This window comes from Bacillus sp. ISL-4 (assembly GCF_018613275.1).
In the GTDB taxonomy this organism is placed as follows: Bacteria; Bacillota; Bacilli; order Bacillales; family DSM-1321; genus Peribacillus; species Peribacillus simplex_E.
In genome coordinates this window covers 167726-179961 of sequence record NZ_JAGGQN010000001.1, presented here as the reverse complement: position 1 = coordinate 179961, position 12236 = coordinate 167726, and the positions used below count along the sequence as shown (strand labels likewise).

The window sequence follows — 12236 nt, the reverse complement described above, 5'->3', positions numbered from 1 at the left end:
GAGGGGTTAAGATGGATTTACGACTATCGGATGAACAAAAAATGGTACAAAAAACAATACGCAAGTTCGTGGAAAATGAATTGATTCCCTTGGAAAATGAAGTGCTTCGCAATGAAATGGCAGGAAAACCTAGTTTACCAGAGGGGACATTGAAAGATTTACAGGAAAAAGCAAAAAAAGCTGGGTTTTGGGGCATCAATACCCCGGAGGAATATGGCGGGGCAGACCTAGGACAGCTTATGATGGCAATTGTCTTGATGGAAGTATCAAAAACGTTTGTACCATTCAGCTTTGGAGGTTCGGCTGATAACATACTTTATTATGCAAATGAAGAACAGAAACAGAAATATCTGATCCCTACGATTAACGGTGAGAAAAAGTCCTGTTTTGCCATGACGGAGCCGGGGGCTGGGTCAGATACGCGAAATATTAAAATGACGGCAGTAAAAGAAGGGAACGAATGGGTGCTTAACGGTGAAAAAACTTTCATTACCGGAGGAAATGATGCCGATTTCGTCATGGTCATTGCTGTAACCGACAAAGAACGTCATCAAGCAACCGGGACGGAAGGGGTAACCTGTTTCATTGTTGACCGTGATATGGGCTGGAGATCAGAGTATATCAATACGATGGGAGAATGGGGACCGGCTGGTTTAGTTTTTGATAATGTCAGGGTACCCGAAGAAAATATCTTAGGGGAAGTGCATGGTGGTTATAAACTAGGCTTGGAATGGATTGGGTTTGCAAGATGGATCGTGGGCGCACGCGCTGTCGGTTCTGCAGAAAGATTGCTGCAAATGGCTATAGAATACGCTAAAGAACGAGTCACATTCGGTAAACCGATCGCGGAGCGCCAGGCCATTCAATGGCAGATAGCTGATTCGGCCGTAGAGATCGAAGCTGCAAGATGGCTTGTATTGAATGCAGCTTTTACACTGGATAATGGGGAAGACAATCGCCATTTAGCTTCAATGGCTAAACTTTATGGAGCCAATATGGGGAATCGGGTCGTTGATCGCGTATTGCAGATACACGGAGGCATGGGCTATACGAAGGAGCTTCCCATCGAGCGTTGGTACCGCGAGGCCAGGCTTTGGAGGATTTATGATGGTACGGATGAAATACAGCGTATGATCATTTCCCGAAATTTGATTAAAGGGCATGTTAAATTAGGACAATTCTTATAATAGATTAGGAGGAAACGATTATGACAGGGAGATTTTCAGGGAAAACGGCTTTAGTTACAGGTGGAAGCAGAGGGATTGGCCTGGCGATCGTCGAACTATTTGCCAGTGAAGGCGCAAACGTGGCGATTATCGATATCAACGAAGAGGTTTTGACATCAACAGGAAATGTATTAAGGGATAAGGGGTATACCATTTTTACCAAAGTGGCCAATGTGGTCAATTCCGAAGAGGTGGAAGCATCCATAAAAGAAATAGCCGATACATTCGGATCGCTTGATATTCTCGTGAATAATGCCGGGGTCATCCGGGATAATCTACTTTTCAAAATGACCGATTCAGATTGGCAGACGGTAATGGATGTGCATTTAAAAGGTACTTTCAATGCAGTACGTGCCGCCCAGAAGCATATGGTTGCAAATAAATACGGAAGAATCATCAATATATCATCCACTTCGGCCCTAGGGAACCGCGGTCAGGCTAATTATTCAGCTGCTAAAGCCGGGCTTCAAGGGTTAACAAAAACACTGGCGATTGAACTTGGCAAATACGGGATAACGGCTAATTCGGTCGCACCAGGTTTTATCGAAACTGAAATGACGAAAGAAACAGCTAGGCGGGTGGGAGTGAGTTTTGAGCAATTCATCCAGGATAGGGCAAACAGTATTCCGGTTGCAAGAAGCGGTTTGCCAAGTGATATTGCTCATGCTGTTGCATTCTTTGCCGATGAAGCATCCTCATTCATTAGTGGGCAGGTTTTATATGTTGCGGGCGGTCCAAAAAATTAAGGGAAAAGGCGGGATGTTATGTTCAACGAAAGTATTGGAAAACGATCCACCCCCGTTAAAAATATAGTTGAACGGGGAGCCGTTAAAAAATTCGCATTATCGATTGGTGATCCCCACCCGATTTTCATTGATGAAGAAATAGGCAGGCAATCAAGGTACGGAACCAATATAGCTCCTCCAACTTTCCCAAGGGTCTTTGATTTTGGGACGATTGAAAGTTTAAATCTCCCGAATAAAGGATTGCTTCATGGTGAGCAGATATATCGCTATAACAGGCCGCTGAAGGTAGGGGAAGAAATCACCTGTTATACGGAAGTGAAAGACTACTATGAGAAAAAAGGGAAACAAGGGGAAATGGGATTTCTAGCCTTTAAAAATTATGGGACGGATGCAAATGGGGAAATTGTCTTCACTGCTGAACAGCTTGTCATTTTAAATGAATCGATCAGAAGGAAGGTGATGAGTAAGTGACGACATTAACCGAACTTCATATTGGTGACTCGATACATTCAATCGAGCTTCCGCCTGTAACGCGATTGGACCTCATTAAATATGCTGGCGCATCAGGTGATTTCAATCCCATTCATACCATTGATGAGGAAGCAAAAAATGCTGGTCTTCCTGGTATTATCGCACATGGAATGTGGACGATGGGAAACCTCGCAAAGCTTTTCAGTAATCTTTATGAAAATGGATTTATCGAAGAATACAAGATTCGCTTCAAAGGAATGGTTTTCTTGAATGATGTCATAACTCTTCATGCGGATCTAAAGGGAAAAAATGGGAATAGATATTTTTTCAATGTAGCGGCCACTAACCAGTCAGGTAAGGAAGCGATCAGTGGAGAGGTTATTTTTAAGACTTACTGAGGGAAAGTAGTGATGAAAATTATTTCATCACTACTTTTTTTAGGAGCGAAAATCGACAATTTTAAAGGAGTTTCGAAATTTGTCCAGAATTGTACTTAAAATGAATTCTTTTTGCGGCGGTGAATAGTATTGAATCAAGTGAAACAGGATTCTCAGATTAATTTGCTCAAAGAGTGGACCTTTCCTGCACTAGTCGTGGATTCTGCAAATCGGATAAAGGGTTGGGGCACCTATTTTAATCAATCGTTAAGTCAGAATGGTAATAATACACTAACCGAACAATTCGATGAGTGGCAATTTCTCGATAATAAAAGGCTTGCAGCTGCGAGGCTGCATGATAAACGGTATTTATTTTTATTAATGAAACAAATGGACACTGACAATAGTCTATATATAGGCAGTGAAACAGAATTTTTGGATGATTTATTGATTGATGCTCATAAAACGGATAAATTGAATCGCGCACTGGATGCCATTATCGAAAATTCCTATGATGGGATATACATCACCGATCAAGATGGAGTCACGCTTTATACCAATTCGGCAATTGAACGAATCACTGGTATACCAAAAGAGTATTATATCGGCAAATCGGTGGACCAATTGATTAAACGCGGCATCTTGAATGCTTCGGTGACGCATAAGGTAGTGAAGCTGAGACGAACGGTATCGGTCGTACAGGATAATTTTGCTGGAAAGGAAACATTGATTACAGGAAGTCCCGTTTTTAATGCCGAAGGGGAAATAGAGCAAGTCGTTACGAATATAAGGGATTTATCTGATTTAAATGAACTGATGCATGAGTTGACGAAAGTTAATGAGCTGAATAATCAATATAAGCAGGAAATTGAGAAACTTCGGAAGATAACAAGCAAGGATGGGGTCGTATTTGTCAGTGATAAAATGAAAATGATCTATGAGATTGCTGAAAGAATATCGGATATCGATGCGACCGTACTCATTCTGGGAGAAACGGGTGTTGGAAAGGATGTCCTTGCCCGCAATATTTATAATCGGAGCATCCGATCTAAAAAAGGGGATTTCATCAAAATAAATTGTGGGGCAATTCCCGCTGATTTATTGGAATCCGAGCTCTTTGGATATGAAGGAGGGGCTTTTACGGGAGCCAATCAAAAAGGCAAACCAGGGATGTTTGAGCTGGCAGAGAGTGGGATCTTATTCTTGGATGAAGTCGGTGAGCTTCCCTTGCAACTTCAAGTGAAGCTGCTTAGGGCCCTTCAGGAAAGGGAGATTCAAAGAATCGGAGGTACAAAGCCAAAGAGAATCGATGTTCGGATAATAGCAGCCACGAACCGAAATTTATCGGAGATGGTCAAATCGGGTGATTTTCGGGAAGACCTCTTTTACAGGCTGAATGTCATTCCGATTACGATTCCTCCTCTAAGGGAAAGAAGAGAGGATATCTTGGCATTGACTGACTTATTTTTAACAAAGGCAAACGAACAATATAAATTCTCAAAAGAAATAGATTCGCGGTTGAAGGAATATTTTTATCAACATGATTGGCCAGGAAATGTCCGTGAATTGATTAATATAGTGGAGAGGCTCGTCGTGCTAACGGATAATCAAATATTATCGATTAACGACCTTCCGGAAGAATATCAGCCGGAAAATCGGAATCAGCCGAACCTCAATGCTACCCTAACTTTAAAAGAAGCGGTGGAAAGGGCCGAAAAGGAAATCTTGACGAAAGCGGCTCAAACCTACCAAACTACATATGAAATCGCGGAAGCCCTTGATTCCAGTCAGGCAACAATTGTGAGGAAACTTAAAAAATATCGATTAAAGGTCAGTGGAAAAGAATAGATAAGTATGAACAGCACCTGCATTGTTGGACATTATTCAACAATGCAGGTGCTGTTTTTTTGACTGAAATTCCTAATTATATACGCGTTTTTTTGGGGGATGCGCTTTATTACCTTATGGGTTTTTAGAAATTTATTGGTTGTAAAGTTGTTTATTGACCTGCTATTGCTTGAAATGATTGTAGTTATAAAGGGGAATTTTGAATCCTCTACATTTTATGTTTTCAATTAATTCCTTTATTGATTCAGAAATGATTTTTTCAGTCAATAGTGAATGACGGACAACCCATATGGAATCGATACTTTTGATTTTTACAATTCAATAATGAATTCACTGGCTGGTAAATAGCCTTATTGACGGTGATTTAATGTTTGGCACGGCACTTGCATTTATTAACAGGATAACAGGAAATTAATCTGCGGAATGATCCTCCTATAGAAGGTGCAAGGTGAAAGGGGTGAACGAACCAGACGATTATCATGGGTAAACCGTTATTAAAGAGAAGATGGAATCATTGGCTATCCCTAAAACAGCATATGCTTGTCAGCTACCACTTAATCCTTAAATAGAGTCAATGAAACTATGATGATTTCTGATGATATCCAATTGAATTAAGTGGTCATCAAAAATGAAAGCGCTATCAAATGGTCAAGGAGCTTTTTCCGCTACACCCTAAGCTATATCTGTTGGTGGAGAACATAGGGAAATAAAACTTGCTGTTCCTCTCCAAGAGTTTGAGCCTGTGGGGAAATAAGTGAAGGTGTTTCTCGTCACAGATGTGTGCTTTCAAAATATGGACAGGACTGTGGACCAGGGAATGAACAGCAAAGTGAAGTTCAATAATTTTCAAGGAGGAAGTAAATGGAAATTTTGATCCAGCAGCTTTTTAATGGTTTGACGATTGGCAGCGTATATAGTCTTGTTGCCCTGGGATTGACGCTAGTATATGGAATTTTGCATATCCCGAACTTTGCCCACGGTGCCCTATATATGTTGGGTGGATATATCACATTGTCAATGATGACATTATTTGGGGTCAATTACTGGATTGCCATGTTCGTATCCATTATCGTTGTTGGTTTGTTGGGAGTACTTTTGGAACGTTTCGTGTTCCGCCTGTTAAGGGAGGCACCTCCATTGCACGATAAGATTGCAGCAATCGGAATTCTCCTTTTTCTTGAAGCTTTTGCCCAATTTGTCTGGGGTGCCGACTTCCATACAATGACTTCTCCATACGGACAAGTGGTCAATATCATGGGCCTGACATTCACACTTCAGCGATTATTGATCATCGTGTCAGCTATCGCAGTGATGGTTTTACTTTACCTTTTCCTTAAGAAAACTTATGCCGGTTCAACGATAATAGCGATGTCCCAAAGCCGTGAAGGGGCGTCATTAGTGGGAATCAACATTAATAAAGTCGCGATGCTTACCTTCATGATATCGGGTGGATTAGCAGCGATCGCTTCATCCCTTGCATCACCGATTAACCTTGTTTTTCCAGGCATGGGGCACTTAGTCATCCTAAAAGCATTCGTCATTATCATCTTGGGAGGGATGGGGAGCATCCCGGGGGCGATCGTAGGCGGATATATCCTAGGTTTCAGTGAGAGCTTGGGCGCAACTTATATTTCAAATGATTTTAAAGACATCATTGCATTCATTCTTTTAGTCGTAATATTAACCGTGAAACCAACAGGTCTTTTTGCCAAGGGGGAGAGGTAGCGTGAAGATATTAACGAAAAGAAATGGGATTATCGCACTTGTCATCTTTGCTTTTTCATTCCCTTTTATCGCGCAAAACGACTATTATCTCCATATGCTGACACTTTCGTTCATTTGGGCGATAGCTGTTTATGGAATCAATTTATTATCAGGCTATACTGGATATCTCTCGCTTGCACATGCTGGTTTTTTTGCGATTGGAGCATATTCACTAGGCCTGCTGACGGTAAAAGCGGGAATGAACTTTTGGTTGGCACTTGTAGCGGCATGTATAATCACATGTGCAATTGGGTTTTTGATCGGTTTGATCGCGCTGAGGACAAAGGAACACTTTTTCGCGATTTATACTCTATGTGTGGGTTACATCATATATCTAGTCATCGATAAATGGGAGGGACTTACAGAGGGAGTTAGGGGATTAATCGGTATACCTGCTCCTGGGAATATAGGGCCAATCACATTCGATACTGCAGCATCCCAATATTATCTAGTCCTCATTTTCCTGCTTGCAGTGATTTTAATCGTGTATCGAATTATACGCTCGTTGACCGGCAGGACGTATATGGCCATCAGGAACAGCGAGGACCTTGCCCAAACGATTGGTATATCCACAATGAAGAATAAGTTAACCGCATTTGTCCTATCCACATTCTTTGCAGGTTTGGCAGGTGCCTTGTATGCTTCATTCATTCGTTTCATTGGACCTGATATCGGATCAACTGCCATAATGTTCGATCTATTGATGTATTTATTGGTTGGTGGAATCGGGACACTTTCAGGTCCATTGGTAGGAACATTATTGTTAGTAATCCTTTCGCAGAATTTGCAATTCCTTCAAGAATATCGAATGTTGATATTCGGGCCATTGCTTACGGTGATCATTATCTTTTATCCGTGCGGAATCGCAGGGGCCTTCTTTGATTGGCAAAGAAAGCGAAAAGATAATGAGCTGTCCGGGGTGAGGAGCGAAATGCACATAAAAGCTGAGGAGGGATGAAATTGCTAATCGAAACGAAGAATTTGACAAAGCGGTTTGGAGGATTGGCGGCCGTCAATAATGTGGACTTTACGATTGAAAAAGGTAGAATCAATGCAATAATCGGACCAAATGGTGCAGGAAAATCAACTTTTTTTAACTTGATCAGCGGCTTTCATCGACCAACTTCTGGGACGGTCCTTTTTAAAGGGATTGATATCACCAAGCTTCCTGCCAATGAAATAGCGGGGCTCGGAATTTCAAGAACCTTTCAAACGACAAGCCTTTTTGATCAATCGACCGTATTGGATAATGTCATTGTCGGGCATAGACTGCGAACCAAATCCAATCTGGTGGATGCCATTCTAAGAACAAAACGATTAAAACGGGAGGAAGCGGCATGCAGGGATAAGGCGATGGAGGTACTTGATATTGTTGGATTGACGGAATCGGCTGACAGAATGGTCTCCAGCATCTCCCAGGAGGAAAAGAAACGGACAGCCATTGCTCTTGCCCTTGCGACGGAACCGGAAATTATCTTTCTTGATGAACCTGCTGCGGGAATCAACCCGGATGAAACGGAAGGCTTGACAGAACTGATTAAAAAATTGAATCGATCGGGACTGACCGTTTGTTTAATAGAGCACAAAATGCATATGATCATGAACTTGGCAGATCACATCATGGTCCTTAATTACGGAGAAAAAATTGCGGAGGGCACACCTAAGGAAATCCGCGGAAATGAAACGGTGATTAAAGCCTATTTGGGAGGTAGTGCCAGTGCTTAAGTTAACCGATGTCGCCGTGAATTATGGGAGTTTCACTGCGATAAAACATGTGAATATCGAAGTTGCCAAGGGAGAGATCGTTGTTTTATTAGGAGCTAATGGGGCAGGAAAAAGCACGACTTTTCGTTCCATAAGCGGAATCAGTAAGCTGTCCAAGGGGGAAATTCATTTTCTGGGCATGCCGATAGGGGGCCGTGCCCCGGATAAGAATGTTCGGGAGGGAATCGTCCAGTGTGCCGAAGGACGTAAACTGTTTCCACAAATGACCGTCCAGGAAAATCTGAGGATGGGTGCTTATGTGCATCGAAAGAAAAAAGCGGAGATCAAGGATTCCTTGGAATACGTCTATCACTTATTCCCGATTTTAAAAGAAAAACATCATGATGAAGCGGGAAGCCTGAGCGGAGGCCAACAGCAAATGCTCGCAATTGGAAGAGCTTTGATGTCAAAACCAAAATTGTTGATGCTTGATGAGCCTTCGGTGGGACTCGCTCCACTTATTGTCGAACAAATGTTTCGGGTCATTGAAGAAATAAATCGCGAAGGAATCGCGGTCCTGCTTGCTGAACAAAACGCGAATGCTGCCCTCGGCATTGCAGATAAAGGATATGTTTTCGAAAATGGGGTAATTGTCGTTCAAGGGACAGCAAGTGAGTTATTAGCCAATGATGAAGTAAGGAAAGCGTATATAGGGGCCTGAAAAAAATGAATGGGGGATTTTTATGAAAAAACTGAAAGTATTATTTGTCTTTCTCCTGCTAATCTTCACTGTTTTGGCCGGTTGCAATAATGGGGATAGCTCTGTGTCAAGCAGTGGCAGTAAAGGCAAAGGTGAAAATGTCGTTAACATCGGTTTTAGCGGTCCTTTAAGCGGGGCAGCAGCCTTATATGGGAAACGGACATTGAATGGTGTCGAAATGGCCGTCAATGAAATTAACGATGCTGGCGGGTTTGAAGTAGATGGTAAGAAATACACGCTGAATTTAGTATCGTTGGATGATAAATACTTACCTAATGAAACAGGGTCGAATGCTAAACGACTAATTCAGGAATATGATACGCCGATCATTTTCACGCCTCATAGCGGAGGTGTGCTGGCACTTCAGGTTTTTAATGAACAAGAGGAATTCATCATTGGGGCATATACGAGTGAGCCGGCAGTGACCGAGAGCGGAAATTCATTAACCGTTCGGATTCCACCGAATTACGAGGGGTATATTGAACCTTTTACAACATATGCAATGGAACATTTCGGCAAGAAGATTGCCGCTTTGCCAACATCTTCGCAATACGGTAAAGACTGGACGGAAGCCGTGCTTCCACATTGGGAAAAGCAAGGTGGAAAAGTCGTTTATAATTCCTCGATTGATTTCGCCAAAGAAACCGATTTCTTTACGATTGTCACCAATGCCTTGAAAAAAAATCCTGATGTGCTATTTATCGGTGGTGCTTCGGAACCTACGGCAAAAGTAGCGAAGCAAGCTCGGGAGCTAGGATTTAAGGGCGGTTTCATCATCATGGATCAAGCAAAGCTGGATCAAATGAAGCCGATTGCAGGTTCATATGAAACATTGGAAGGCTCAATTGGCGTTCTGCCACTAATGGACTCAGATGAAGAAGCAGTGCCTGCTTTCATTGAGAAATATCAAAAGGATTATAAGGAAGATCCAAGCTCCGAAGTAGGATTGAATTATATCGCCATGTATGCGTTTGTGGAAGCGATGAAATCTGCAGGCAGCGTTGATGATGCGAAGGCCATCCGTAAACATATGCAAGATGGACTATCAAATATAGGGCCAGATCAAAAAATATACAATATTCCCTCGATTGATGAAAATGGAGGATTTGCATCAACTATTGTCGTCGGTGCAGTAGAAAACGGGAAAGTAGTCCCTGTCCGTTAACTGGGTAAAGGGATGCAGGTGTTCCGGGTAGTATACTAGTTTAGCATTTTGTTAAATACTTGTTCGTGTATCGTTCCTGATCATAGGGACGGTACACGTTTTTTATTGTTGAAAAAATCTACACCCAAAAATAGCAGGCTCCTACGGGTAAATTACGGCACTAAGAAAGCTGCCATGGATGCATACTTTATTTAATAAGGAGTTATCCGGCAATGGGGGATTGAGGAAAGAAAAATGATGATAATTAACAAATTTTACAAAAATATCTTGTATCCGAGTAATGAAAACGCTATCATTAAATATAATATGAAATATAATTTCATTATTTTCTATTAAAAAATGAAATTATATTTAAGTAATTGTTTATAGGAGGATTTAATTGTCTATGGAGGAACATTTGCGTTCATTAACGACTGAATTACGGAACGAAAAGACGATGAATATCGATAGTGTAAATACGATGGAAGTCATTTCTGCAATCAATATGGAAGATTTTAAAGTGGCAGCAGCGGTTCAGGAGGTATTGCCAGAGATTGAAACGGTAGTTGAATGGGCTTGTGAATCATTAAAAAACGGAGGGAGACTGATATACATCGGAGCAGGAACGAGCGGAAGACTCGGTGTTCTGGATGCCGTGGAATGTCCCCCGACTTTCAGCACACCACCTGATAGGGTGCTGGGAATAATCGCAGGAGGGGAAAAGGCGTTTGTTCGGGCTGTTGAAGGAGCAGAGGATAAAGAAGAGTTTGGGGAATGTGATCTGATTGACGTGAAACTTACAGCAAATGATACGGTTATTGGCATCGCGGCTAGCGGACGTACCCCTTATGTGAGGGGCGCTTTACGTTATGCAAGAAAAGTTGGGGCTAAAGCGGTGGCATTATCATGCAATAAAAACGCGAGCATCACGGAAGCAGCTGATTTAGGGATCGAAGTGGTGGTCGGACCGGAAGTGTTAACAGGATCCACGAGAATGAAAGCGGCAACTGCACATAAAATGGTACTCAATATGATTTCAACTGCAACCATGATCCGGTTGGGAAAAGTCTATGAAAATCTGATGGTCGATGTTAATGTCAGTAATCAAAAACTGAAGGACCGTGCAATAAGCATCATAGAAACTGTAACGAATGCTGACTATGATCTAGCTTTGAATACGCTTGAAAAGGCAAATAATCAAGTTAAACCAGCGATTGTCATGATAAAAACGGCAACAGATTATGAAAAAGCAATGGAGTTACTGGAGAATGCGGATGGAGATGTTAGAAAAGCCATCTCGATCTATGAAGATTAAGGAGGGAAGCAATGGCTACAGGAGGATTATCCATCATACAGACGATGTTGAGCAAGCTGCCGCAATCAGAACAAAAACTAGCAGAATATATTCTACAGAATCCTCATGAAGTTGTGAACAGCACTGTACAGGAATTAAGTACGTCTGCCCAAACTAGCGGGGCCGCTGTTATTAGGTTATGTAAATCGCTTGGAATAAAAGGGTTTCAAGATTTGAAAATAAGGATTGCTGGAGATTTGATGAAGACCGTTGAACAGGGTTATCGGGATATCGAGCCTTCCGAATCACTATATCGAATTGTGGAGAAAACAACGAGTAATTCGATTCAGACCATTAGGGACACATCTGAAATAATCGATCACGATAATCTCAAACATGCGATAAAGCTGATGCTGAATGCTAAAACCGTCCACTTTTGCGGTGTGGGTGCTTCGAATATAGTTGCTGCTGACGCTCAGCAAAAACTACTTCGCGTCAATAAAGGGGCAACGGCTTTTACGGATATGCATTTAGTTGCAACCCTGATTGCAAATGCTGATGAAAATGACATCGTTTTTGCCATTTCATTTTCAGGGGAAACACTTGAAGTTGTCAATATATTGAAGCTGGCAAAAGAACGTGGGGTCAAGACAATCGGGCTGACTCATTATGGCCAAACAACGGTATCATCCTTGTGTGACGCCACACTGTATACATCCTATTCGAATGAAGCACCATTTCGAAGTGCAGCAACATCCTCACGATTGGCGCAATTATATATGATTGACATTTTATTTTTGGGGATGGCTTCAGAACAATATGAAGAGACTGTCCAATATATCGATAACACCAGGTCTGCCATTAAATCGATGACAGATCGATATAAATGATTGATACGAGAT

12 protein-coding genes are annotated in these 12236 nt (G+C 41.9%); all 12 read left to right on the top strand.

The window, feature by feature from the left end:
* The first annotated feature begins 11 nt into the window (after nt 1-11).
* The 12 genes from J7J00_RS00840 to J7J00_RS00785 all read left to right on the top strand — a co-directional run bounded on the left by J7J00_RS00840 (nt 12) and on the right by J7J00_RS00785 (nt 12224).
* Nucleotides 12-1187 (top strand): acyl-CoA dehydrogenase family protein, encoded by a 1176-nt coding sequence (locus tag J7J00_RS00840; RefSeq protein ID WP_034312384.1) that lies wholly within the window; start codon nt 12-14, stop codon nt 1185-1187.
* A gap of 20 nt (nt 1188-1207) precedes the next feature.
* Nucleotides 1208-1972 (top strand): SDR family oxidoreductase, encoded by a 765-nt coding sequence (locus J7J00_RS00835; protein ID WP_098371902.1) that lies wholly within the window; start codon nt 1208-1210, stop codon nt 1970-1972.
* An 18-nt stretch (nt 1973-1990) separates the two neighbouring features.
* Entirely contained in the window at nt 1991-2443 is a 453-nt protein-coding gene (locus J7J00_RS00830) for a MaoC family dehydratase N-terminal domain-containing protein (protein WP_214786627.1), read from the top strand.
* Nucleotides 2440-2841 (top strand): MaoC/PaaZ C-terminal domain-containing protein, encoded by a 402-nt coding sequence (locus tag J7J00_RS00825; protein ID WP_214786625.1) that lies wholly within the window; start codon nt 2440-2442, stop codon nt 2839-2841. The genes J7J00_RS00830 and J7J00_RS00825 overlap by 4 nt, the downstream gene beginning before the upstream one ends.
* A gap of 138 nt (nt 2842-2979) precedes the next feature.
* Entirely contained in the window at nt 2980-4668 is a 1689-nt protein-coding gene (locus tag J7J00_RS00820) for a sigma-54 interaction domain-containing protein (RefSeq protein WP_309487117.1), read from the top strand.
* Nucleotides 4669-5529: 861 nt separating this feature from the next.
* Entirely contained in the window at nt 5530-6393 is an 864-nt protein-coding gene (locus tag J7J00_RS00815; RefSeq protein WP_214786623.1) for a branched-chain amino acid ABC transporter permease, read from the top strand.
* Nucleotide 6394: 1 nt separating this feature from the next.
* Nucleotides 6395-7390 (top strand): branched-chain amino acid ABC transporter permease, encoded by a 996-nt coding sequence (locus J7J00_RS00810; RefSeq protein ID WP_396020462.1) that lies wholly within the window; start codon nt 6395-6397, stop codon nt 7388-7390.
* Between the two features lie 2 nt (nt 7391-7392).
* A complete protein-coding gene (locus J7J00_RS00805) occupies nt 7393-8157 on the top strand; it encodes an ABC transporter ATP-binding protein (RefSeq protein WP_214786621.1) in 765 nt (254 codons plus the stop codon).
* Nucleotides 8150-8857 (top strand): ABC transporter ATP-binding protein, encoded by a 708-nt coding sequence (locus J7J00_RS00800; protein WP_214786619.1) that lies wholly within the window; start codon nt 8150-8152, stop codon nt 8855-8857. The genes J7J00_RS00805 and J7J00_RS00800 overlap by 8 nt, the downstream gene beginning before the upstream one ends.
* A gap of 22 nt (nt 8858-8879) precedes the next feature.
* On the top strand, nt 8880-10061 hold the full coding sequence (locus J7J00_RS00795) for an ABC transporter substrate-binding protein (protein WP_214786617.1): 1182 nt from the start codon (nt 8880-8882) through the stop codon (nt 10059-10061).
* Between the two features lie 385 nt (nt 10062-10446).
* Nucleotides 10447-11355 (top strand): N-acetylmuramic acid 6-phosphate etherase, encoded by a 909-nt coding sequence (gene murQ / locus J7J00_RS00790; RefSeq protein WP_214786704.1) that lies wholly within the window; start codon nt 10447-10449, stop codon nt 11353-11355.
* Nucleotides 11356-11366: 11 nt separating this feature from the next.
* Nucleotides 11367-12224 carry a MurR/RpiR family transcriptional regulator gene (locus tag J7J00_RS00785; RefSeq protein WP_214786615.1) on the top strand — a complete coding sequence of 286 codons (858 nt, stop codon included), beginning with the start codon at nt 11367-11369 and terminating at the stop codon, nt 12222-12224.
* Nucleotides 12225-12236 lie beyond the last annotated feature (12 nt).

Excerpts from the sequence above, each read along its gene's own strand:
- J7J00_RS00840 (WP_034312384.1), top strand. The coding sequence starts at position 12 with ATGGATTTACGACTATCGGATGAACAAAAAATGGTACAAAAAACAATA.
- J7J00_RS00835 (WP_098371902.1), top strand. The coding sequence starts at position 1,208 with ATGACAGGGAGATTTTCAGGGAAAACGGCTTTAGTTACAGGTGGAAGC.
- J7J00_RS00830 (WP_214786627.1), top strand. The coding sequence starts at position 1,991 with ATGTTCAACGAAAGTATTGGAAAACGATCCACCCCCGTTAAAAATATA.
- J7J00_RS00815 (WP_214786623.1), top strand. The coding sequence starts at position 5,530 with ATGGAAATTTTGATCCAGCAGCTTTTTAATGGTTTGACGATTGGCAGC.
- J7J00_RS00795 (WP_214786617.1), top strand. The coding sequence starts at position 8,880 with ATGAAAAAACTGAAAGTATTATTTGTCTTTCTCCTGCTAATCTTCACT.
- murQ (WP_214786704.1), top strand. The coding sequence starts at position 10,447 with ATGGAGGAACATTTGCGTTCATTAACGACTGAATTACGGAACGAAAAG.
- J7J00_RS00785 (WP_214786615.1), top strand. The coding sequence starts at position 11,367 with ATGGCTACAGGAGGATTATCCATCATACAGACGATGTTGAGCAAGCTG.